The 24,211-nt window shown below is 36.8% G+C and carries 20 protein-coding genes and 1 tRNA gene; 10 read left to right on the top strand and 11 right to left on the bottom strand.

All coding sequences use genetic code 11. From position 1 onward, the window contains the following. Positions 1 to 13: 13 nt before the first annotated feature. Positions 14 to 2,335 carry a TonB-dependent receptor gene (locus tag IWB64_RS04915; protein WP_194532943.1) on the bottom strand — a complete coding sequence of 774 codons (2,322 nt, stop codon included), beginning with the start codon at positions 2,333 to 2,335 and terminating at the stop codon, positions 14 to 16. 78 nt (positions 2,336 to 2,413) lie between these two features. Between IWB64_RS04915 and IWB64_RS04910 the strand changes: the two genes are divergently transcribed. The 3 genes from IWB64_RS04910 to IWB64_RS04900 all read left to right on the top strand — a co-directional run bounded on the left by IWB64_RS04910 (position 2,414) and on the right by IWB64_RS04900 (position 5,312). Continuing rightward, positions 2,414 to 3,070, top strand: a complete 657-nt coding sequence (locus tag IWB64_RS04910; protein WP_194532942.1) for a metal-dependent transcriptional regulator — start codon at positions 2,414 to 2,416, stop codon at positions 3,068 to 3,070. Between the two features lies 1 nt (position 3,071). After that, positions 3,072 to 3,893 carry a ZIP family metal transporter gene (locus IWB64_RS04905; RefSeq protein ID WP_194532941.1) on the top strand — a complete coding sequence of 274 codons (822 nt, stop codon included), beginning with the start codon at positions 3,072 to 3,074 and terminating at the stop codon, positions 3,891 to 3,893. Between the two features lie 189 nt (positions 3,894 to 4,082). After that, positions 4,083 to 5,312: a sensor histidine kinase gene (locus IWB64_RS04900; RefSeq protein ID WP_194532940.1), complete on the top strand. Its 1,230-nt coding sequence runs from the start codon at positions 4,083 to 4,085 to the stop codon at positions 5,310 to 5,312. A gap of 37 nt (positions 5,313 to 5,349) precedes the next feature. Here the strand turns inward: IWB64_RS04900 and IWB64_RS04895 are convergent, their stop codons facing one another. After that, a complete protein-coding gene (locus IWB64_RS04895) occupies positions 5,350 to 7,983 on the bottom strand; it encodes an MGH1-like glycoside hydrolase domain-containing protein (protein ID WP_194532939.1) in 2,634 nt (877 codons plus the stop codon). A gap of 229 nt (positions 7,984 to 8,212) precedes the next feature. Here IWB64_RS04895 and IWB64_RS04890 point away from each other — a divergent pair, with 229 nt between their 5' ends. The 3 genes from IWB64_RS04890 (at position 8,213) to IWB64_RS04880 (ending at position 9,628) form a co-directional block, all read left to right on the top strand. Continuing rightward, the gene (locus IWB64_RS04890; protein WP_194532938.1) at positions 8,213 to 8,644 is read left to right on the top strand and encodes a hypothetical protein; all 432 of its coding nucleotides are present in this window, start codon (positions 8,213 to 8,215) and stop codon (positions 8,642 to 8,644) included. A 132-nt stretch (positions 8,645 to 8,776) separates the two neighbouring features. Beyond that, positions 8,777 to 9,145, top strand: a complete 369-nt coding sequence (locus tag IWB64_RS04885) for a nuclear transport factor 2 family protein (RefSeq protein WP_194532937.1) — start codon at positions 8,777 to 8,779, stop codon at positions 9,143 to 9,145. Positions 9,146 to 9,241: 96 nt separating this feature from the next. After that, a complete protein-coding gene (locus IWB64_RS04880) occupies positions 9,242 to 9,628 on the top strand; it encodes a DUF423 domain-containing protein (RefSeq protein WP_194532936.1) in 387 nt (128 codons plus the stop codon). Here the strand turns inward: IWB64_RS04880 and IWB64_RS04875 are convergent. The 5 genes from IWB64_RS04875 to IWB64_RS04855 all read right to left on the bottom strand — a co-directional run bounded on the left by IWB64_RS04875 (position 9,625) and on the right by IWB64_RS04855 (position 14,847). Continuing rightward, on the bottom strand, positions 9,625 to 11,214 hold the full coding sequence (locus IWB64_RS04875; RefSeq protein ID WP_317171953.1) for a carboxypeptidase-like regulatory domain-containing protein: 1,590 nt from the start codon (positions 11,212 to 11,214) through the stop codon (positions 9,625 to 9,627). The two genes, IWB64_RS04880 and IWB64_RS04875, sit on opposite strands and share 4 nt — an antisense overlap. A 134-nt stretch (positions 11,215 to 11,348) precedes the next feature. Beyond that, positions 11,349 to 11,498, bottom strand: coding sequence for a hypothetical protein (locus tag IWB64_RS04870; RefSeq protein WP_194532935.1), 150 nt, complete (start codon positions 11,496 to 11,498; stop codon positions 11,349 to 11,351). Position 11,499: 1 nt separating this feature from the next. Further along, positions 11,500 to 13,737 carry a ferrous iron transport protein B gene (feoB, locus tag IWB64_RS04865; protein WP_194532934.1) on the bottom strand — a complete coding sequence of 746 codons (2,238 nt, stop codon included), beginning with the start codon at positions 13,735 to 13,737 and terminating at the stop codon, positions 11,500 to 11,502. After that, positions 13,734 to 13,979, bottom strand: coding sequence for a FeoA family protein (locus IWB64_RS04860; RefSeq protein WP_194532933.1), 246 nt, complete (start codon positions 13,977 to 13,979; stop codon positions 13,734 to 13,736). Before IWB64_RS04860 ends, feoB begins: the two co-directional genes overlap by 4 nt. A gap of 193 nt (positions 13,980 to 14,172) precedes the next feature. After that, positions 14,173 to 14,847, bottom strand: a complete 675-nt coding sequence (locus IWB64_RS04855; RefSeq protein ID WP_194532932.1) for an SCO family protein — start codon at positions 14,845 to 14,847, stop codon at positions 14,173 to 14,175. Positions 14,848 to 15,025: 178 nt separating this feature from the next. Here IWB64_RS04855 and rseP point away from each other — a divergent pair, with 178 nt between their 5' ends. The 3 genes from rseP (at position 15,026) to IWB64_RS04840 (ending at position 17,399) form a co-directional block, all read left to right on the top strand. Further along, the gene (gene rseP / locus IWB64_RS04850) at positions 15,026 to 16,384 is read left to right on the top strand and encodes an RIP metalloprotease RseP (protein ID WP_194532931.1); all 1,359 of its coding nucleotides are present in this window, start codon (positions 15,026 to 15,028) and stop codon (positions 16,382 to 16,384) included. A 76-nt stretch (positions 16,385 to 16,460) separates the two neighbouring features. After that, a tRNA-Asn gene (locus IWB64_RS04845) sits at positions 16,461 to 16,534 on the top strand. A 226-nt stretch (positions 16,535 to 16,760) separates the two neighbouring features. After that, positions 16,761 to 17,399 (top strand): hypothetical protein, encoded by a 639-nt coding sequence (locus IWB64_RS04840; protein ID WP_194532930.1) that lies wholly within the window; start codon positions 16,761 to 16,763, stop codon positions 17,397 to 17,399. 123 nt (positions 17,400 to 17,522) lie between these two features. On the opposite strand, the gene IWB64_RS04835 is transcribed toward IWB64_RS04840, so the two are convergent. The 4 genes from IWB64_RS04835 to IWB64_RS04820 all read right to left on the bottom strand — a co-directional run bounded on the left by IWB64_RS04835 (position 17,523) and on the right by IWB64_RS04820 (position 23,083). Continuing rightward, positions 17,523 to 18,617 (bottom strand): type I phosphomannose isomerase catalytic subunit, encoded by a 1,095-nt coding sequence (locus IWB64_RS04835; protein WP_194532929.1) that lies wholly within the window; start codon positions 18,615 to 18,617, stop codon positions 17,523 to 17,525. Between the two features lie 4 nt (positions 18,618 to 18,621). Beyond that, positions 18,622 to 19,884: an Nramp family divalent metal transporter gene (locus IWB64_RS04830; protein WP_194532928.1), complete on the bottom strand. Its 1,263-nt coding sequence runs from the start codon at positions 19,882 to 19,884 to the stop codon at positions 18,622 to 18,624. 521 nt (positions 19,885 to 20,405) lie between these two features. Beyond that, positions 20,406 to 21,740 carry a hypothetical protein gene (locus tag IWB64_RS04825; protein ID WP_194532927.1) on the bottom strand — a complete coding sequence of 445 codons (1,335 nt, stop codon included), beginning with the start codon at positions 21,738 to 21,740 and terminating at the stop codon, positions 20,406 to 20,408. After that, entirely contained in the window at positions 21,737 to 23,083 is a 1,347-nt protein-coding gene (locus IWB64_RS04820) for a hypothetical protein (protein WP_194532926.1), read from the bottom strand. Before IWB64_RS04820 ends, IWB64_RS04825 begins: the two co-directional genes overlap by 4 nt. A gap of 338 nt (positions 23,084 to 23,421) precedes the next feature. On the opposite strand from IWB64_RS04820, the gene IWB64_RS04815 reads away from it, so the two are divergent. Continuing rightward, positions 23,422 to 24,207 (top strand): universal stress protein, encoded by a 786-nt coding sequence (locus IWB64_RS04815; RefSeq protein ID WP_194532925.1) that lies wholly within the window; start codon positions 23,422 to 23,424, stop codon positions 24,205 to 24,207. The last annotated feature ends 4 nt before the right edge of the window (positions 24,208 to 24,211 follow it).

Below are 24,211 nucleotides of genomic sequence, written 5' to 3'. Positions count from 1 at the left end.
GCTCATTCAATTTTTAATTAATGCGATAGCGTAAACCAAAGAAACCACGAATACCTTGGTTGGGTCCATATACATAAGATGGGTCAAAAGTTAACGCGTTTGGGTTGTTTGCTGTAGCTACAGCGGAAATACCAGAAGCAGATTCAGGTATATTTTGTGCACCAACATACTTATTGCCACTTTGGTCCTCAAAGGTTACATTGTTATCAAACGGGTCGTTCGCACGGGCAATGATAAAAGGGTTTCCACGGTTAGGCGTCCAATCCAAAAGGTTTTTTATACCTCCATAGAACTCAAAATTTTCAAGTCCTTTATAGGTGAATTGTATATTTTGAATACTCCATGTAGGCGAATACTCGCTACGGGGGTCTAAATCGCCCAGAAGTGGTAAGCGCATGGGTCCATAAAGGTTTCCGGAATAGTCTACTGATAAATTAAGTCTTTTAAATTCGTAAGAGGCACTCCATGTTCCAGAATAACTCTCGGTGAGTATTTGCCGTTGGGTGATGCCATCCTCCGTTTGACTCACATCTTGATATGTAGCACCTACCAAAAGTTTTAATCCGCTTGGAAATGAAAAGTCAACATTGGCACTTGCTCCTTTTGAAACCGATTTGCCATTTAGGTTGTCATAGATAATTTTATTTGGGTCCGTATCGTAATCCGGCAAGATGGCATTACTAAAATGAGTGTAAAAAAGAGAAGCATCTATACTAACAAAAGTACCATTGTCCGCATATATCTTTTTTAGGTAATTTAAATTGATGTTTAACGATTTCTCTGGGTTAAGCTCTTCTGTAACCACAACTTCTCGGGCACCAGTTAGGGCGGCGTGTTCTTCAGTAAACAGATTAACAACCCTAAAACCTGTACCGGCATTAAGTCGTAAAATATCGTTATCTGTTATCTTGTACCTGTATGCCATTCTTGGAGTGTAAATACTGCCGTGTCTTTTATCATAATCGTAGCGCATGCCCAGTAAAAGGGAGTGTTGCTCTGTAAATGATATTTCATCTTGTACGAACAAGCTGGGTATAACCACTTCATCCGCAGCTACGGTTGCGGTAGTATTATCATCGTAATAATTATACCTCAAAGCAGTTCCCACCAGAATATCATGTTTGTCTAGAGTTTTATCCCATGTGAATTGCCCAAATCCAATACGTTGATCGGCCAAATAGGGTACGTTTCCATAAACTGAGTTTTGGCTATGGTCATTATAGGAAAATGAAAAAAGCACTTTTTCTTTAATAGGTAACTGGTACTTTCCTAAAACTTCCCATCTACGGGTATATATACTTTCTCCGTAAATCTCATCTCCTCCTCTAAATTCTGGTGTCCATTGCATCTCTCCGCCCCAACGGTCTTCGTAGAAAAAGCGGCCCGCAAGGGAGAAAATCCGATTTTCGTTACGTTCAAAGTTCCATTTCTGAAAAATCGAAATACGGTCTTGTAAGGTTAGGTCTGTGAAATTATCACCGTTGTTATCAATAGGGTTTGAGTAATTAAAATAGTTAATGCCCAATAACACATCTGTTTTTTTGCCAATACTGGCTTTTGTGCCTACATCAAGATTTACTTCTCCCCAACCGGTTACGAAGGTATCCGCAAAAAAAGTAGGTGCGTCAGAGGTGTTTTTTGTAATTATGTTTATGAGTCCGCCAACAGCTTCGCTACCATAAAGACTAGAGGCTGGTCCTTTTACAATTTCTATCTGTTCAATTAAAGAATTTGGTATTCCGGAAAGGCCATATACTGTACCTAACCCACTAACAATGGGCATTCCATCAATAAGTACTAGTGTATAAGGGCCTTCAAGTCCATTAATATGAATATCACCGGTATTACAGACATTACAGTTAATTTGTGGTCGTACACCATTTACATTTTGTAATGCTTCAAAAATACTAGCAGTTGGATTTTTCTTAAGAAATGTGGGGCTGTAAACTTCTACGGGAACAGGACTTTCAGATCTGCTAACTGCTTTTAGTGTTCCGGTGACAACCATTTCTTCTAATTGCTCAGAAGCAGGGTTTATCTTAATATCGAGCGTTTTATTTTCATTTGATTCCAAAGTGATTTTTGTAGAGAAATCTTGATATCCTATGACTGAAACTTTTAGTTTATATGTTCCGGCGGGTATATCCTTCAAATTATACGTGCCATCTTCTGAGGATGAAGTCCCAAGTTTAGTGCCTTTTAAATAAATATTTGCAAACGGAACCGTTCCTTGGTCATCTGTAATAATTCCAGTAATGCTACTATTTTGAGCATTTACTAAACCTGTTAGTAGAATACATAATAAATATAGATTCGATTTTAATTTGATTTTCATCAGTATAAACAAATATTTAGACAAAGCTAAATATTTGTTTTTAGATATAAAAATGTATTTTTGTATGATTGAAATTTTATGACACTATCAGAAGAAGATTATATAAAAGCTATTTATCACCTAGGAAAGGGAGAGAACAATATTGTTTCAACCAATGAGGTTGCGGAGCAAATGAAGACAAAACCTTCTTCCGTAACAGATATGATGAAGAAACTTTCGGAGAAGGGCGTTGCTAACTACAGAAAATATAAAGGGGTCTGTCTCACGGAACATGGTCTAAAAGTGGCCTTGACTCTTGTTAGAAAGCATAGATTGTGGGAAGTTTTTTTAGTTGAAAAATTAAACTTTGCTTGGGACGAGGTACATGAGGTTGCCGAGCAATTGGAGCACATTAAGAGTGAAAAATTAACGGATAGCTTAGATAAGCTTCTTGGTTTTCCGCAAGTAGATCCCCATGGGGATCCTATTCCGTCAAAAAATGGGGAATTTAAAAAGGCTGTAAAAAAGCTTTTGAACGAAGTACCGGTAGGTACAAGTGGCACCTGTGTTGGTGTCAAAGATTCGTCCGCTCCATTTCTTAAATTTCTGGATAAAAATAGAATTGCTTTAGGGGACACGATTTTAGTATTGGAAAAGGAAGAGTTTGATGGATCGTTGCATATTCAGGTGAAGGGGAAGGATATTCGTATCTCTGATCAAATTGCGGCAAATTTATATCTTAAAATAACGGAATAATATGCAAGAGGTAATTGATTATTTTGAATCTATAGACCCGGTTTTAGCAGCATTTTACGCTACGCTATTTACTTGGGGTTTAACTGCTGCAGGCGCAGCTTTGGTATTTTTATTTAAAGGTATGAACCGCGCACTTTTAGATGGTATGCTGGGTTTTACTGGGGGTGTTATGGTAGCGGCCAGTTTTTGGAGTCTTTTGGCCCCAGGGATAGAAATGAGCCCTGGTGATGGATTCGTGAAAGTGATTCCCGCCGCTGTTGGATTTCTTCTAGGTTCGCTCTTTATATTTGGGTTGGATAAGATACTCCCGCATTTGCATATTAATTTTAAAGAAACTGAAAAGGAAGGTATTAAAACGCCGTGGCATCGAACCACATTATTGACCTTGGCTATAACACTTCATAATATTCCCGAAGGTCTGGCTGTAGGTGTACTTTTTGGAGGTGTTGCCGCAGGTTTTGAAGGAGCCAGCATAGGTGGTGCCGTAGCTTTGGCTTTGGGTATTGGTTTACAAAATTTTCCAGAGGGTTTTGCTGTTGCAATGCCGTTAAGAAGACAGGGGCTCAGTAGAACAAAAAGCTTTATGTATGGACAAGCTTCTGCTCTGGTTGAACCTATTGCGGCAGTTTTAGGTGCTTGGGCCGTTATGACTTTTCAACCAATTTTACCTTACGCTTTATCTTTTGCTGCAGGAGCCATGATTTTTGTTGTTGTAGAAGAAGTAATACCGGAAACTCAACAAGACAAGTATACTGATATTGCTACTATGGGCTTTATTGGCGGCTTTATTGTAATGATGACGCTAGATGTTGGTTTGGGATAGGTTCAAGATGAATCTGGTTTCAAAAGTAGCTGTTCATTGTACCGTTCGGTTTGGTTAATTATGTTAAATGTAAGAATAAGTTTACGTTTATTTTTTTAACTTTATCAGACACAAGATAAACAGAAGAATTCCGTTTTATTTAAGGATTAGCGTTTTTTCGATAAATCTAGTCCGTGAAAACTTACATTTATGATAGCCCCCAAAAACCATGAACGTGAAGCAGAACGACTAGCACTCTTAGAATCATATGCTATTCTGGATACAGAGTTAGAGGAAGATTATGAGAATTTGGTCTTACTGGCTTCTGAGATATGTGGTACACCAATTTCTGTTATAACACTATTAGATAAGGATAGACAATGGTTTAAAGCACACCATGGTCTTGATACCAGCGAGACAGAAAGAAAATATTCTTTTTGTGGGCATACCATTCATGAAACAAATAATTTATTTGTAGTTGAAGATGCCAGAGTTGATGAACGGTTTCATGATAACCCCATAGTAGTAGGTGATCCCAATGTAGTTTTTTATGCAGGTGTAACTCTTAATGGAGCTAACGGTTTGCCTTTGGGAACACTATGCGTCATTGACCATGAGCCTAAAAAACTTTCTGAAAGTCAACTTAGCGCTTTAAAGATACTTTCTGATCAAGTAATGAACTTGTTGGATCTTAGAAAGAAAAAAATGGAGTTGGAAAAGGCAAATGAAGATCTTAAACTTGCCAATCGCGAACTAGATAATTTTGCTGCTGTTGCTGCCCATGATTTAAAATCGCCGTTAAATAATATTATTACATTGTCTAATTGCTTGCAAGATTTTTATGCACCCAAAATCGATGATGAAGGAAAGCAAATTATTGAATTTATTAAGAGTTCTTCAGAAACTTTGAAAAAGCTTATTACCGGCTTACTTAATTATAGTAAATCTGGTCAGTTTAACATAGACGATAAAACTACCATACTTCTGACTGATTTACAAAGGACCATTAATGAACTGTTTGGTGGCCAGAAGGAGTGCACCATTAAGGTAAAAAGTAATTTAGAGTCTATTTATGCGAACAAGGTGGCGGTTGAACAAATCTTAATTAACTTAATCGCCAACGCCATTAAATATAACGATAAGCCTAACATTGAAATAGAATTAGAGATAAGAGAGCAGGATGCTTTTTATGAGTTTTTAGTAAAAGATAACGGACCAGGTATTCATAAAGATGATCAAGAGAAAATCTTCAAGATATTTGAGGTGATCTCTGAACAAGATCGTTATGGAGAAAAAGGAACAGGAATTGGTCTGGCTACAGTAAAAAAGGTAGTTGAAGGTTTAGGTGGAAATATTAGCGTTCTCTCCCAACTTGGTGAAGGTGCTACATTTACCTTCACCATTAAGAGTCCTATAGTACTAACACCTACTATGGTGTAATTCCCACTTTTTGCTAATACAGTTTGTTGTCTTAGTCTTATCTATTGATTTCTTCAATAAGATTTGCAACCAAAGCAGTCCACCCAGTTTGGTGTGAAGCACCTACACCGCGGCCGTTATTCCCATCAAAATATTCGTAGAACAGAATTAAGTCTTTAAAATGCTCATCGGTATATTTCTCTTTATCTAACTCATTTACAGGACGGTTTCCATTTTCATCTTTTTTGAAAATACCAATCAGTCTTTTACTTATTTCAAATCCTATTTCTTTTAGGTTCAGTTGGTTATCGCTTCCGGATGGATAAGCGAATTTTAAATCATCACCATAATAGTTATGATATTCTTTTAGGGAACTTATAAAAAGATAGTTCATTGGCATCCAAATAGGTCCACGCCAGTTGGAGTTTCCACCAAATAGGTCAGTTGACGATTCTGCAGGTTCATAGTTTATACCATATATAGAACCGTTTATTTCTATTTGATATTTGGTTTCATGTGCTTTTGATAATGATCGAATACCGTAATCGGCCAAAAATTCTGATTCGTCTAATATGCTATGTATTAATATATCTAATCGTTTTCTAGGAACCAAAGACAACAATACGTCTTTGTTAGGATCATACTCTTCTACAACTTGATATTTCTGTTTTTCTACTCGGTATGTACGGTACCAGTCCATACTAGCTTTAAAGCGTGGTAATTTTGCCAAACATTCTTTTCTAATATTCAAAACAGCAGCCATAGATAACAGGCCGGAAATCGATCGGACTTTAATTGGTATTTTTTTGCCGTCAGGAAGGATTAAGGTATCGTAGAAAAACCCTTCTTTTTCATCCCAGGAGCTCATGGATTCTTCGGTAATTTTATTTAAGGCCTCAGCTATAAATACAAAGTGCCCAAAATATTTAAGGGCCATATCTTCAAAGGTATCGTCGTGCAGTGAAATTTCAAGGGCAATTTCAAGCATATTTAAACAGTAAAGTGCCATCCAAGAGGTGCCATCTACTTGTTCTAGAACACCACCACCAGGTATGTCGTTACTACGATCAAATACTCCAATATTATCCAAGCCAAGAAATCCGCCTTCAAAGACGTTGTTGTTTAAGCTATCTTCTCTGTTCACCCACCAAGTGAAGTTCAAGGCCAGTTTATTGAACATACGTTTTAAGAAACTTAGGTCTCCTTTACCTGTTTTACGCAGTTCCATCTGGTAAATCTGAATGGCAGCCCATGCCTGGACAGGAGGGTTTACGTCACTAAAATTCCATTCATAGGCAGGAATTTGACCATTTGCGGCCATGTACCATTCTTTGGTGAAGAGCAGAAGTTGTTTTTTTGCAAACTCGTGGTCAAGCATAGAGAAGGTAACGCAATGAAAAGCAGAATCCCAAGCTGCAAACCAAGGATATTCCCATGCATCGGGCATAGAGAGAATATCATGGTTTCTAAAGGTCTGCCATGTGCTGTTACGGCCATGTTTTCGTTCATGCGGCGGGTTAGTGCCAGGGTCTCCTTTAATCCATTGTTCTACTTCGTAGTTGTAGTATTGTTTGGTCCAGAGTAGGCCTGCAAAAGCTTGTTTCTGTATTTCTCTTTCTTCTTCTGACGAGTTTTCAGTTATGGATTCTAAGAAAGAGCGTGATTCTTTAATTCTTTCTTCAAAAACAGCCTCAAAAGTATCATCAATAGGGGAGTCAATATCTTGGTTAGAGAGCCTTAATTTAATAACCTTAGTTTCACCAGGAGCTAAGTTCAATTCGTACATAGGAGCACACTTGGTACCCTCCTTATTTTTTTCAGCTAAAGAAAAATCATTTTCTATAACGGCGTCATGGAATAAATCTTTTTTAAACGGATGCTCATTGGTTCCGTTAAAAACCCGTTCCGCATTGGTTTCGTTTTCAGTAAATAGTACTCTAGAAGGCTCGTCAAAATACAGGTTATATTTGCCAACATAACTATGGTCTACAGTAACATGTGGTGCTTTTTTACTGCCTTTTTTCTTAATTATGGGCTTCTCCTCCATTCCGGTGAAACTCCAAAAATTTCGAATCCATATGGTAGGTAAAACAACCGCCATTGCTTCTTTTGGGCCGCGGTTACTGACAGAGATTTTTACTAAAATATCCTCTCCTTCGGCTTTTGCGTATTCCGTATGAACATCAAAATACTCGTTGTTGTCAAAAATGCCAGTATCTAGCAGTTCAAACTCCGTATCGTGTTTTCCTCTATTGCGGTTTTCTTCTACCAATTGATTATAAGGAAACTCATTTTGAGGATATTTATAAAGGTGTTTCATATAGGAATGCGAAGGCGTATTCTCTAAATAGTAATAGAGTTCTTTTACGTCTTCGCCATGATTTCCTTGCGGGCCGGTTAATCCAAATAAACGTTCCTTTAAAATAGGATCTTTGCCGTTCCAAAGAGCCACAGAAAAACAGATATTGCAATAGCGATCGGAAATACCTGCAATACCATCTTCTCCCCAACGGTAGGTTCTACTTCTGGCATGGTCATGTGGTAGGTAGTTCCATGCATCTCCGTTAGCACTGTAATCTTCCCGTACCGTTCCCCATTGTCGTTCGCTTAGGTATGGTCCCCACTTAAGCCAATCTTTTTCTTTACTATAATGGTCTTTTAGTCTTTTGTCTTCTTTGGTATTCTTGGTCATAAAATTGAAATATGAATGGGGGTTAATAGCTCAAGGACTTTTTTATGGGGACTGTCCGTAAACTGATACCTAAATTAGGTATATAATGAGGTCTTAGCAAGTTATAAATGATGTTGTCAATAAAATTTTAACCACCATCGGAAATTTTCGCCACTTTTGTGCGTTCATAGAGTAATTGGTACTGGTGTAGAATGCTTACCAATATTCAAAATGAAAAATTACTATTGATATGCAGAAAAAGGGTCATGTATTATGGAATGTTTTGGGCGTAATAACGGTAATTATTTGTTTGTTCGCCTTTGTTCTTCATTTTAAAAATTGGACAAAAACAGATGCTTCTGGTTTTAGAGTTTTATCTGGTTTTTATTTACAGGAAATTCCCTTTTCAGCTTTGGATAGTGTAGAGTTAATTCCGAAAATTCCCGGTATGGTACGTCTTAATGGTTTTTCTGCAATGGAAAAGGAAAAAGGAATTTTCAGGGAGTTTAAAGATTCACTTACGGAAAATAAAGTATATGTTTACGTTGATAATTTAGAGAATCAAAAAATAAAAATTGTTCATCACGATTCACTAAAACTTTTCATCAATCTTAAAGATTCTACAGAGACTCAACAGTTGTTCGATTTACTTTCGAGCAAATTAGTGATAGAGCCAAACTAAGGAAATAGGTTTTATATTCTACAAGTATTTTCTTCACTCCGTTATATTAATTTCATTTTAAATAATTTTCAGTTCTTTGTTAATCAGGGGAATGTGTTGTATTTTGTTGAGATAATCATAAAACAAACAATCATGGAAACAGATGAAATTGCCTCTAAATTGGTAGCATGGTGTAATGCCGGAGATTTTGAAAAACCTTATCAGGAATTGTATAGCGATAAAATTGTGAGCATTGAAAATGACGGTAAGGCCGAAGGTGCTTATGTTGAAGGTTTTGAAGGTATAAAGAAAAAAGGAGAATGGTGGCAGGAGAATTTTGAGGTTCATAGTAGTAAGGCCTCAGACCCTGTTGTAGCAGATAATTGGTTTTCTGTAAAGTTTACCATGGATACGACTCATAAACCATCTGGGCAACGTTCAAAAACTTCTGAGATAGCTGTATATGAAGTGCAAGACGGCAAAATTGTAAAAGAGCAGTTTTTCTACAATGAAAAAGGATAAGATTTTTTAGAATTTTATATAAGAAGAGCCAATCGATAGTCGATTGGCTCTTTGTTTTGGAATCGGCAACGCCTATCTTCGCTTCAAAATTTATTTATGGTTCTTTTGGCTCAAATAGTTGGTGCATTATATGGTCTTTTAGCGGTAATATTCGGTGCTTTTGGAGCCCATGCTTTAAAGAAGTTGCTTTCTGAAGAGCAGCTTAAGAGTTTTGAAACTGGTGTTAAATACCAGATGTACCACGCTATTATATTGCTGCTTATAGGTTTTAATTTTAATATGGATGTGGCCTTTCAGCAGTATATGGTCTATTGTTTTGCTATTGGTACGTTCTTGTTCTCTTTCAGTATCTATGCTTTGGTTATTAGCTCTGCAAAAGGAAAAAAATTACGATTTCTAGGACCTATAACACCACTTGGCGGGTTACTCTTAGTATGTGGTTGGGGACTATTGCTATACAGCTTTGTCCGTAACCTCGTTTAGTTTTCTGATTGTGTTACTGAAGTAAACTCCTTTATGGCTTGGTTGGGTTCTATAATGTCATGTCCCTTCCAGAAATTGGGGTCGTAATCTGGCATATAAGTGGGAAGAACCCCTGTTTTTTCCTTAAATGCTTCAAATTGACCTGAATTGATAGGGTCTTCATCAAAAACAATAAGCTCATATTGATTAATATTTCCAAAAGCAGCATCTACTTTTAAAGCTAGTTCGTTTTGCTTACGTCTTCCTTTAACATGTTTGTTCTTTTCAATAATAGTCAATGGCCTTTTAAAGCCTCCGCGAATACCTTTAATTATATTATAGTATCGTAGATGGTATTTTTGATCCGCACCTTTATCAAAAAGAATGCTTCCCTTTGCTAAATATTCATTCACGGAAACACCTAACAGTTTAAAATCACGAAGGGATTCCGTATTCTCAAAATCCATTCGTATTAAAGCAAAATCATCGGAGTTTATGTACAGCATTCCCCCATATTCAGGAGAGCCATCTGGTACAAAGCGGATGACATACACAGCTTGGTCACCCAAATAGGTGTGGTTTTCCAGAGTTAGTTCATAGCGTCCCGGTTTAAATATAACATTGTAATCGGTGTCATCAAAAATGGGTAGGTTCTCAAAAAGGTTGCCCAGTGTTTTTCGTTTGTATTCTAGAAAAAATTCGCGCCTTTCTTCTTTCTTTTTCTTCTCTTGCTCAAGGTGTTCATTTAATGCTGCGGCATCTGTAGAATCTACCTCTTCCTTAAAGATATCACTCATGTCCTCGGCGTCTACCTTAGTGCCGAAAAGGCCTGACTTTACCTTAAAGTAGGAGTCAGTTTTAATATTTTCTTTGGCAATTTTATTGAATTTTTCTTCTAAGATTTCTACATCAAGTTCCTTGCTTTTGTCATACAGTTCAGAGGCTTTTATGAGGTCTAACTTTTGCTCATCCGCATCGTCGGCACCATAGAGGTCGCCTAACATTTCAGTATAATAAATATTGTTTTTAGGAATGGTCTGAATTACACTGTCCAAGAAATTCTTATTAAAAGCATCAATCGTAGATTTCTTGATTTCGTAATCGGTCTTTATAATATTGCTTTGGTAGGTTTCCCTTAAAAAAAGTCGTTTTTTAGAAAACTCGGTAATGTAGTTTTTTTCCAGGTTTTCTTCAACAAGCTCAACAATTTCTTCTGGAGTATAATTTTTGTTAGAAACAATAACCTCTTGAAGCGCTATGGCTTTTGGTCTCAGGGTGATAAGGCTATCAGTAAACTCTGCAATAGGTCTTCCTATAGATTCGTACCCAATACAAGAAATGAAAAGTGAATCAGTAGCCTCTATTGCGTCCGATAAAAGAAATTTAAATTTACCTTCTTCGTTTGTAATCATACCCCTGTTATTCAGCTGCACGGTGGCGTAGGGCACAGGTTTTTTTGAAACGGAGTCTACAATGATAGAACTTAAGCTTTGGGCATGTTGTGTTGTGGTGAAAAGAAGGAAGAAAACGGACAGATAAGCGAAGGATTTTGGCATATTCATGGCTAATGGCTTTTCAAAAAAAGCGATAGCAATTGAAGTAAGCACGATTTTTTTGATTTATTTAATACCGATTTATCCTTTTATTAACGAATTAACCTACAAAAGGAGGAAGACAGGAGTGCTGAATTTAAATATGTTTTAGTTTGAAGACAAACTTTACAAGCAAGTTGATTCTAAAATTAGTGACAACCACAACCATCTTGTCCGCAAGCTTTGGTGTTCTCTTTCTTGTGGGCGAACATTGTTTTTGGCAAAAAGAATTTCTTCACTAAATAGCCAACTGAGATTGCTAAAACTATATAAACCAATATGGGTTGAAGTATGCTCATTTTATTTTAGTATTTGATATGCTACCAAGGCAACAATATACGCAAAAGCGCTCATAAAAACTAGTTGTGCGGCAGGCCATTTCCAAGTATTTGTTTCTCGTTTTACTACTGCCAATGTACTCATACATTGCATGGCAAACGCATAAAAGAGTAAAAGAGAGACTCCAGATGCCAGATTAAACAGTGGCTTTTTTGTCTTAGGGTTTATTTCTGCGGCCATTCTATTTTGAATGGTTTGCTCTTCATCGTTACCAACGCTATATATTGTGGCTAATGTGCCCACGAATACCTCACGTGCCGCAAATGATGTAAGAACTGCAATACCAATTTTCCAATCGTAACCCAATGGGTGTACAATAGGCTCTATGGCCTTACCCATGTAGCCCATATAGGAATTTTCTAACTTATAACTGGAGATTTCTTGATGCAGGGCTTTTTGCTCAAGATAGGTTTGTTTTTGTGCTAAAGAATCAGATAGGGCAGAGGCATCCATACGGTATGCATTGGTGCTGATACTATCTTTTAAAGCCAATTCATAAGCGCCTAATGCACTTACGATACTGGTTTGGTTAAAGTCTGAAAATCCCTCGTTTTGAACGCGGTTAGCAACAATTTCATCGGCATTCTTAAAATCGTCTGCATAACCATTGGAGCCCAAAAACCATAGTACTACGGAAATGGCCAAGATAATTTTTCCTGCTCCCAAAACAAAACTTTTGGTCTTTTCCCATACCGTGTAAGCAACATTCTTAGGTAAGGGTAATTTGTAATTTGGCATTTCGACGACAAAGAAAGACCTGCCTTTAATTTTTAATATTTTGTTCAGTATCAAAGCTGAAAATATTGCGGCGCCAAAACCAAGTAAATACAACAACATTAAGGTAAGCGCTTTATAACCCAGCCCAAGAAAACTACCTTCCGGTATTACAAGGGCTATAATAATAATGTAAATAGGCAACCGTGCCGAACAAGTTGTAAAAGGTGTAACAAGAATGGTTATTAACCTTTCTTTCCAATTTTCAATGGTTCGGGTGGCCATTACGGCAGGTATGGCACATGCTGTTCCAGATATTAAGGGCACAACACTTTTACCGCTTAGACCAAAAGGACGCATTAGGCGGTCCATTAAGAAGACCACACGGCTCATATAGCCGGTTTCCTCTAAAAGAGATATAAACAAGAACAAGAAAGCAATCTGCGGAATAAACATGGCAATACCGCCAATACCTGTTAAGATTCCTTCTGCAATTAAATCCGTGAACACACCTGGCGGAAGTGTATCCTTTACCCATGAACTTGCAGAAGCAAAAAACGTTTCTATTAAATCTTGGGGGTATCCGCTCCACTCATAAATTCCCTGAAATATGGTAAGGAGAATAATCATGAAAATTACATATCCAAAAACCTTGTGTGTAAGAACCTTATCTAATGAAGCCCTAAAACCTTTGGCAATGGCCAAATCTACTTTGTATGTGCCTTTAAGGATACCATTAATAAATTGGTATCTAAGAATGGTTTCTTTCTGTTGTAGTCGTTTTAATTCTGATTTAGATTTGGTAGCAAAAGACGATGCATCTTTAAAAAGTTTTTTCTCAATGGGCATAAAATTGACGTCTTGCGTAATAACAAGCCACAACTTATACAGGTCTTCATTAGGAAAAGCTTCTTTTAATTTTTTAAAATACCCGGGATCTATTACCGTAATATCTACATTTTGTACTGTAGATAGATTTTTATAATCGGAAATTAGCTCTTTAAGTTTGTCAATACCAACACCTTTTCGGGTACTGACCAACGCAATCTTGGTATTTAGCTTTTTCTCTAAAAGTGGAATATCTACCGTTATACCCTTGCGCGACATACGATCTGCCATATTAATAACAAGAATGGCAGGTATTTTAAGGTCTTTTATCTGTGTGAATAAAAGAAGATTTCGTTTCAAGTTTTCTACATCAGAAACAACAATAGCCACATCTGGGTGATTCTTGTCGTTTTTGTTCAGTAGCAACTCCACGGCAACACTCTCATCCAAAGAGGTTGTATTTAAACTATAAGTGCCCGGTAAGTCTAGTATGTGTGCTTTTATTCCCCTAGGTAATTTGCAGATACCCTCTTTTTTTTCAACAGTAATACCTGGATAATTACCTACTTTCTGATTAAGTCCGGTCAGTTGATTAAAAACGGAAGTTTTACCGGTATTGGGGTTTCCTATAAGTGCAACATTAATTTGTTTACTCATAAAACCGGGGTGTCTTCTATAATTTCCAGCTCAATGAGCTTTGCTGTTTCACGTCTTATAGCAATATGTGAACCATTTACGTTTATATAAATAGGGTCTTTAAAAGGGGCAACCTGAACCAATTCTATCTCATTACCGGGCAAACAACCTAATTCTAGCAATTTAATAGGCAGGGAGCCATCAGAGAATTCTTTTATAATTCCCTTTTGTCCTTTCTTTAGTTGTGCGACCGTAATTCCCAATGTTTATTTAGATTGATTACAAGTAAGGGCAAAAGTAGCATAAATTATCCTAAAAGAGACGGGTTGAATCCCAAAAAATCCTAAAAAAGGTGAAGTTTTCAGGTTGATTAAAATTGACTTGAAGAATTAAGAGAGATATAGATTTAATTTAGAAAGATGCATTAGAGAATTAGAGTACAAACTTGCTGGTTTATTACTCTTTATTTGAGGTCATTAGAATTTTTAAATCCCCCATTAATTTCTCTATCTCTTCTTCATTGGTGCCGTCGTAAAACCCACGGATGCGCTTTTTCTTATCCACTAAAATGAAGTTTTCGGTATGAATCATGTCAAAAGGACCGCCATCACCATCATCTTTTACGGCTAGGTATGATTTTCTGGCCAGTTCGTATATCTGTTTTTTATCACCTGTAACCAAGTTCCATTTGGAATCATCAACACCTTTTTCAATGGCATATTTCTTTAATTGCGCCACAGAATCAATTTCTGGAGTGACGGAATGTGACAAAAGCATCACATCATCAAAATCCTTAATGCGTTCCTGAATACTAACCATATTCTTGGTCATAATTGGACAAATGGTAGGGCAGGTAGTGAAAAAGAAATCAGCTATATAAATTTTATTGGCATAGTTATCCTGCGTTATGGTTTCCCCATTTTGATTGGTCAAAGAAAAATCTGCAATGGTATGATATTTTCTTTTGTATTGAACAGTACTATCCACAAGTTCAGGGTTGACCATGGTAGGTTGGTAAACCGTTAATATTTCAGGCGGTTGTAGAGCATTATAAAACAGGTACATGATTACGGCAGAGAGCCCTAAGAGTACAAGACCAAAAAATTTATATTTTGCGAAAAAAGAGCGCATAATCTTTTTGGTAAAGATACGTTAGTCAATACAAGCATTCAACCGTTAATGCCTTATAGTGCTGCTAAATGTTTCTTAAAATCAAATGGCTGTTATCAGTTCTTTTTTTTAAGCGACTGTAAAAGTGTACTTTTGTCGGCTGAATTCAAGATGAGTTCATTAATTATAGAAAACATAGATGAGTCCCTTTATTATTAAGACTATACAATTTCTTTTAAGCCTTTCGTTGTTGATCGTACTTCACGAAATGGGTCATTTTATTCCTGCTAAATTATTTAAAACTCGTGTAGAGAAGTTCTACTTGTTCTTTGATGTTAAGTTCTCCCTTTTTAAAAAGAAAATAGGTGAAACCGTTTATGGTATTGGCTGGCTTCCGTTAGGTGGTTATGTAAAAATATCCGGTATGATTGACGAGAGCATGGATACCGAGGCAATGAGCGAAGAGCCTAAGGAATGGGAATTTAGAAGCAAGCCGGCTTGGCAGCGACTTATTATTATGTTGGGTGGGGTAACCGTAAACTTCATTCTTGCGTTGGTTATTTATATTGGTATGGCTTATGCTTATGGCGATACGTTTATACCCGCAGACGGTTTAAAAGATGGCGTATATGTTACTGAAAAGACCATTGGTGATGAAATTGGTATTCAAACAGGAGATAAAATTCTTGCGGTTGACGGTGAGAAAATCAAAGATTTCAATACTATCTTCATGGATATTATTAACGGAAACAACATTACAATAGACCGTAATGGGGAAACTATAGAAAAGGAAATTCCTGTTGATTTTATAAACACTTTGCTTGATGATAAAGACCGTATCCGGTTTTTAAGTTTTCGTTTTCCATTTCTAATCGGGGAAGTTTCACCAGAATCTTTAAACGTTGATGCTGGCCTTGAATCTAAGGACGAAATAGTGGAGATTGCCGGTACGAAAGTCACCTATTTTGATGAGGTTAAACCTATTTTAGAGCAGCATAAAGGAGAGAAAATTAACCTTACCGTTATTCGTGATAATAGTGTTCGTAAAGTTATTCCAGTAGTGATCAATGATTCTGCGCAAATTGGAGTACGTCCGGTTATGCCATCTATGGATGAAATGGAGAAAAGAGGTCTTTTAAGTATTCAGAATGAGAAATATACTTTTGCTGAATCTATTCCTGCAGGAATAAATAAAGGTGTAACTACATTTACTGGCTATTTAAAGCAATTAAAAAAGATTTTTAATCCAGACACAGGCGCTTATAAGGGTGTTGGTGGTTTTGCGGCCATTGGCGGACTTTTTCCTGAGGTTTGGAACTGGCAGGTATTCTGGGGCACTACCGCCTTCTTGTCTATTATGCTGGGTGTTTTGAACTTACTGCCTATACCGGCGTTAGATGGTGGTCATGTAATGTTCTTGTTATACGAGATGGTTTCAGGTCGTAAGCCAAGTGATAAGTTTTTAGAATATGCACAGGTTGTTGGCTTCTTTTTATTGCTTGCATTAATACTGTTTGCAAACGGAAATGACCTTTATAGATACCTAATGGAAAAATAGATTGTAAAATTTATTTGGGACATTAAAAAAAACTATTATATTTGCACCCGCTTAGGTAATCTAGGCGGACATATTTTCCTCCTTAGCTCAGCTGGTTAGAGCATCTGACTGTTAATCAGAGGGTCCTAGGTTCGAGTCCTAGAGGGGGAGCAACAAAAAGCTAGTCGAAAGACTGGCTTTTTTTGTTTTACCACTTTCCTTTTTTGATCTGTCTGTATTTCGCAAATAAACCTTGGCTCTTTTTTGATAACATCAGAAACAGAGGTGCTAAATTTATATATTGCTAATAGTCATGTTTTTAGGTGACATTATTGACTCTTCACCAATCATAATCACACGTAATTCACTACTTTGTGAGGACCAACCTATTTGATAAATGATTCCAGCGTGTCTCCCGATTGCTTTATTACAAGAAGCAACATCCATACAATCTTTTGTATTGGATGTGGGACCGCTTTTATTAGGGACAATAGCCTTTCCTTCTATTTTGTTTTTCTTTTGGTATTTTGGGGTAGAGCTATCCGAACAAAGGATAAAAGCAAAGTTATGGTTGGTTGAAAATATAGGGCTGGTACAGCGATATAGAACGTTGGGAGGCCATCTTGAAGGTCTTGGAAAAAAGACTACTATCTGTAAAAACTGTAAATGTGATAAGATGCAGCTTTGGAATTATCAGCAACATAAATTGTTGGTGGTACGCTGCAGGTCCTGTAAAATGAGTTACACCTTAACAAAAGAGCATAATGAATATATTCAGTTGATTCTTTCTGAAATGGATGGTACGGTTACCCTTGTTAATACCCTTATTAGATTTAGATATCAGGAGCTAGGTAAACTTTTGGGGAATAAGCTAGCCATTGACCCTTCTAAAATGGATGCGAATGTTAATCCATTAGAGGTTTTACATTTTACAGCAAAAAAACCAACTAAGGCTGAAGAAAGAGCGACTATAACTTCTTATGAGAAAAATAAACACAGACATTATAAGCGTAACGTAAGTGTTGAATTTGGATAAAAAAAGGACGGAAGTACAATTTGTACCTCCGTTCTTTTTTTAATATAAGATATTCTTTTAATGTATCTAGGGTATATTTATGTACCCATATCATTAGAAATGATACGTAAATACAAATGGTTCTTAACTAGGAGGGTAACAAAGTAAAAGTTTGGAACTCACGGTAGATTTAAAAGTTATATTTTCAATTGCCGCGGAAATAAAAATTTCGTCGCCTTGTGCATACATATATTCTTCACCATTACAAATCATAGTGCCCTCTCCAGAATAGACTACAACCACATAGAAGCTTCCGTTTGAGGTAATGGTGTGTTCACCATCTAAATAGAGTTCACTAAGGCCAAAACAATCCGTATGGGTCTTATTAAAGATTGTATTTAGGGTATGCCCTTCCGAAGAATCATGGGTTTTAGGTTTTATCTTCCATTTGTCCATTGCTTCCTTTAACGTATAATCGTCATAATGAAAACAATCTAGCATGGTTTTCTCTCCCACACCCTGGTGAATAAGTTCTGGAGAAATTTCCAGTCCTGCAGGTGTGATTTTCTCAACACGCATGGTATAATCAGTAGGTTCTTGCACTTCCATTAAAAAGCATCCGCTTCCAATAGCATGGGGCACCCCACCATAAATCATGAATGCATCGCCTGGTTTTACTTCAATCTTATGAAGACTGTTCAACATGCCTTCTATATCTTGGTTCGTGAAGTGTTCTTCCCATTCTTTACGGGTAACCCCTTTTTTGAACCCCATGTAGACCACACTTTTTTCGCCGTCTATTTCTCGGGTGTTAAGCACATACCAAGATTCTGTTTTTCCAAATGAAGAATTTAAAATATCTTTTGCATACGTTTTGTCAGGATGTACTTGGATGGTCAAACGTTCCTGTGAATCGAGCATTTTTATCAATACACCCGTTGATCCGAATTTATCGGCCACTTTTTTTCCTAAGAACAGCTCTTTGTCTGTGTCAATTAAGCTCTTAAGTGTGACTAGTCCATCTGCGGTATGCACTTTGGTAAGACCTTCATCATCAGGTCTGTTTTTACCTCTGGCAGTTACGGTAGACATAATCCATTCTTCAGGAAAACTATTATCTACTTCAGGAGTATCTTTTTTCCATTTATCTATTAATGCTCCTCCAGAGTAGGTGCGCCATACTCGGTTTGAAATTTGCTTTAAAGGAATTTGGGCGTATTTCTGTAAATCGTTATCCATGTTTTTAGTTTAGGAGTTCAATAACACCTTTAATACCAGTAACTGAGGTGAAAATTGCAAAAATTAATATGAGGGTTAAAATAACATTCGATTTCATATCGGCCTTATAAGTGCCCATTAAATCTTTTCTGTTTACCAAGTAAAAAATACCTAGAACAGTAAGAGGTAAAATAATAGCATTCAACGCTTGACTGATAATCATAACAAAGACCGGTTGAGCGTCAAAAATGGGTACAACCAAACCTAATAGCGAAATTAGAAATACGATAAGCCTGTATTTAGGCAAGCTCATATCACGTTCAGATTCGTTGTAATCGCAGATGAGCCAGGGTAGCATTAAAATATTAGGAAACTGTGAGGATACACCTGCAGAAACTATACCTACCGCAAAAATTGAAGTGGCAAAACTACCGGCCAAAGGCTCTAATAGTTCAATCATTTGAGAAGCTCTTGAGAGCTGTATGCCTTCTACGAACAAAGTACCTGCAGCAGCAGCCATAATTGAACCACTTATTAGAAACATTAGAGTTACGGAAAACAATGCATCGTTTCTTTGTTTTTTTAAATCATCAATAGTCCAGCCCGCTTCTTTAACTAAGGTAGTTCTGATAATAAACAGACCTGAAAATACAGTTGTGCCTATAAGAGAAGCAATAATCAAAAGTGGGCCTTTTTCACCACTTATTGTTTCTGGCACTGTTGGTATTAAACCTTTAATGATATCCATAGGAGGTGGCATCATAATAAAGAAATTAATTAAAAAGCTGGCGGACATTATAGCTACTATAACAGCCAATGCCCTTTCAAAAAATTGGGTCTTACCGTTCCAAAATATAAAATATACCATGGAAATAAAGAGAAGAGCAAAATAAATGGGAGATATACCACCATCTACTATGGTTTTAGACCACTCAAAACAGATATCTGCAACAATACCCATAACCCCCATAACACTACCGCAAACGCCTACTGTTAGTGCAATGATAAAAAATATACCCACTGCAGGGTGTATGTGTTTCTTGAAAGCTTGTAACGCTGTTTCACCTGTTACGAGCGTATAGCGTCCGTAAAGGTTAATCATGAAATAGGTGGTAAGACAAGAGGCTAGAATAGTCCATAGTAAAGACATACCATAGTCCGCTCCTGCTTTGGCCATTGAGGTAACACTGCCCGTGCCTATGTTTAGTCCAAGTAAGAAGATGCCCGGCAAAAATAGAGCGATGTAAGCGGAGAATTTAGTACGCCAATTTTGCTTTTTAAGATCCATACTCAGTAGTTTTTATACTATTCTTCAAGTTGATAAGTTCAGTTTTTTATTCGTGATTGATAGCTGAAAGGTAAGAATAGATATATTTCTAGACTTTGGAACAGCTATAAAAAAAGAATTTACTAATCTGTAATAGATTAGTAAATTCTAATAGCTAACTCAAAACAATTTATATTAAATAAGACAACTGAAAGGTTGTCTATAATCAACTTATATTTTATTGGTAAACCAGATTGGTTAACCAAATATATCATTATTTCATTAATAATCAAGGGAATTAGAGATATTTGACTAATGTTTTTGTTAGAATCATAAAACATATTATAATAATTGCCGATTTTGGAATTTGAACTTTAAGTAAAATCCGGCCTGCATTAAGTTTATGCGACTTAAGTAGGTCTCTTTTGAGCCGTTACGGAATTTTATAGATTGTAGAAAAATTTAAAGAAAAACCAGTTTTAAATAGGCTGTGATGTTGAGGCTTCAACCTTTAGGAGAAGTTATTTTTCCCAACGAATGAACTAATCAATCCTAAATTGATATTGCATAACGAACATCCATTTGCGACCATCTTTTAGTATGCCTTCTGCGGAGTTACTATAAACAGGTCTGTTTTGAGCGTTTATTGATAATTTAGATAAATGGCCGTTAAAATACCAGTTCATACCAAAATCATATTGAAGTATACGAGATGGAATGGCATCAAAATCTGAGTATTGAGCAGATATGTATGGCTGTAACCTGCCTTTATTGTCTTCTTTACCCATAGATGGGAAAAGATATCCCAATTGGCCCCATAATGCTTCTCCTGTACCTAATACAGGGTAGCTATTTCCTTTGGCACTATAAGTTTCTTCTGTAGATAATAAACCATTTACAGGGTTATTGGCTCCTATTTGCCTTATATAGCCTGGACCAAAGTCATAGTTGAAGTAGCCCAAATATGCCATAATTACCATTTCAGGATTAAATTTTAGGGGTAGGTCTAGGTAAACATCAGCGGCAAAAAGTTTTAAATCATGAAATTGATTCTCGTTGCTCCTCAAAGACCATAAGGCATTGGGTTGAAGTGTATAGCCTATACCTAGATTAAGTACTCTTTTTTTTCCAAGGTAAGAGCCGCTAAGAAATGGGGAGGCATTACTTTCGGCATCTAAAAATTCATATTTTATATAGCTAGAGTATTGTACATTGGGTTTATTACTGGTAAAACTTGCTAAACCTTCTACCGGTTCAGCGGCTGTGGTTGTACTCTGAATGGCTAAGGGCTTTGCCAAAACTAGACGATAATCTAGCTTGCCTACTTTTCCTTTCGCATAGACGCTTAGTTTACGGGTAAGGTCATCTGTACCATTTAAGGTGGGCAGAGCAATAAAACTTATGTCATATGCAATCATTTTGGAAGAACTTGGCGATGTATATCTAGACAATCCGTTCCATGCAGACTTCCCTCCACCCACAGCAATATAGTTAGATAATTTATGCTCCACATAAGCATCTAATAGGTCTACCGAAGTTCCTCGAGAAGATAGATAATTGAGGTTGTTAACGCCTAATTGAAAGAAGAATGTTGTCTCTGGCCAAGGGCTTGTACTTACCCCAAGTCTAAAACGTCTTATGGAAAGATCTGTAGTTGTAGATGCAGGTCTGTCATTTATGGTGCTTCCAGGGTTGTTTTGCGTATTACGTGCCCAAATTTGGGCATAGGCACTTATTTTAAGCCATTGCTCTTTTTCATTATCTAAATAAAAAAGAAGCTTATTGTTGCTTGGTTTGGACTGCGCCTGAAGAGTAGAAAGACAAGGACCATGTACCAAAAAGTAGAGTAGTATTCCGTATGTTCGCCAGTATTTCATTCAATTCGTATAATATATTGTAGCACAGCAGACCATTTTCTAGAATCCACTTCAAGACCTTGATCGGTAGAATTGTAAATAGGTCTATTCTGTAAGCTGAGGGAAAATTTAGAAAGGTGATCTTTTAGAAACCAATTAATACCTAGGTCATAATAGGTCATGGGTTCGTCCAGACGGTCAAAATCTGAATACTGTACAGCGGCATAGGGTTGTAATTTTCCATAGTATCTAGTGCGCCCCATACTTGGAAAAAGGTATCCCATTTGCATATATATTGAGTTACCACTGCCAACTGATGGAAAAGCGTTTCCGGCGCCGTTAAAGGAGGCTTGGCTATTATCTAAGGTTAGCGTGGTATTATTGGTGGCCGTATTACGTATGTAATTAGGTCCAAAATCGTAATTGAAATAGCCTAAGTAAGCCGTAATGGCTGTTTTTTTAAAAGTATCTATCGGTAAATCTAGAAATGCATCTACAGACCAGAGTACCATGTCATGAAATACTTCGGTGTCGTTTTTTGTAGTAGACAACGCGTCATTCTGGTATTCGCCACCTATACCAATAGAAAGTATTTTCTTTTCACCCAAGTAAGTTCCATTGCTAAAGGGAATACGGTTTGCTTCGGCATCCCAAAATTCCCATTTTAGATAGGTGGAGTAGATGCCTCCCTTCGTTTTATCATTAAACTTTGCGATATCTTCTTCAAGCTCTTCCTCTGTATCACTGCTATTGCTGGGCAAAAACGGTTTGGAAGCTACTATACGGTAATCTAGTTTCCCCAACTTTCCCTTAGCGTAGACACTTAGTTTACGAATAAGGTCATCTGCCTCGCCATCTGTTGGAAGCGCCAGTAAGAGTAAGTCATTGGTGAGTAATTTAGAAGTATTGGGTGCCGAATAGCGAGAAAGCCCTGTCCATGCCGTTTTTCCAGCACCGATGTATAAGGATTTGGCTACTTCAAACTCTGCGTATGCATCTAATAAATCTAGTGATGTGCCACGAGGTGACTGGTAGTTGAGGTTATTTATTCCAAACTGTGAGTAGACCCAAAGTCTATCGCTAACCTGCGCTTGAAATCCCAATCTAAAACGTCTAACGGAAACATCATAGGTGTAGTGTTCTGGTACGTCTGAAATGGTGCTGCCTGGATTGTTATCGTTCATTCTCATCCAAAGTTGGGTGTACATGTGCACCGCTAACCAATGAGTCTTTTCTTCATTTAAAAAGAATTTTAATTTTTTAGTCCTAAGTGCCGTACTATCGCTTGTCTGTGCAAAAACCTGACCGGCACTAAAAAGAATAAAAATGAACACAGTAATTTTTTTTACTAAAGCTTTGTTCATTATATGGGGATTACGTCAATTATAAGATAAATCTTATTTAATTAGATTTCGTTTTATGAACCTTATCATCTTTTTGATTCAGATTTCATGCCTTTGAACTTCGCAAAAGAATAGAAATTTTCTGTGATTGATTTCTCTCCTCTTAAAGATAATAGCTTGGTAACATAAATTTAAACATATGTAAAGTTCTGTAATTAAGGTGTTTTTGTAATCTTATAGAAGGTTGTTAATTATGGTGCAATTTATATCAAACCTATTTTTAACTATATGACATCTGTCATATTATAGGCACGAATCAGGACTTAACTTTGGCAATGAATAATTAAAATACTAGCAAGATGAAAAAAAATCCTACAATTCTAATCCCGTTTAATTTTTCAAAAACCGCTAAAAAAGCATTGGACTATGCTGTACACTTTGTAGGCCAAGATAAAGACCTTAAGATTATTCTAGGGTATGTTTCTGAGTCTCACGATATAGATATACTTAAAGAGGCTTTTAAAGCTGTAGAAGAGGAATATGCCAAGATTCTTAAAAATAAAATTGAATGGATTGCCATTAAAGGCGAGTTAACCCAATCATTGGTTAAAATTCAGGAAGATGAGCAAGTAGACCTTATTATAATGGGTACGTTTGGTGCATTTGATAATGAAGATTCCTCGCCAACCAATACTTCAAAATTGGTTTTGGAGATTGACTGTCCGGTTTTAGTTGTTCCTTTTGTTACTAATAAAACTGAGATTAAGAATATTGGTTTGGTACTGGGGAAAGAAGAAATAGAAGACAAGAGTGTTCTTGATACCTTGCTTAAGGTGGCAAGAAGATTTAATGCAAAGGTATATGTAATCACTATTGAAAACAGTGAGGGAATATATGGTTATTCTTCAACAGAGGAAAAGAACGAAAATTCATTAGAGTATTATCTTGAAGATTTCTACTCAGAACACGTATTTATAGAAAATCCTGATGTGGTAAAAGGGGTTCTTGAGTATGCGTCTAGTAAAGAATTGGATATGATCGCAATTCTTCCTAATAACCATGCAAAAAAGAGTGAACCTTCAAAAGGAGCACTTACGGAAATGTTCACATTACATTCGCAAATCCCAGTATTAGCTATTGATTAGCACC

The organism is Zobellia nedashkovskayae (genome assembly GCF_015330125.1).
Lineage (GTDB): Bacteria > Bacteroidota > Bacteroidia > Flavobacteriales > Flavobacteriaceae > Zobellia > Zobellia nedashkovskayae.
Note: the sequence above shows the minus strand (reverse complement) of the source record. Positions and strands in the feature narration are given on the sequence as shown.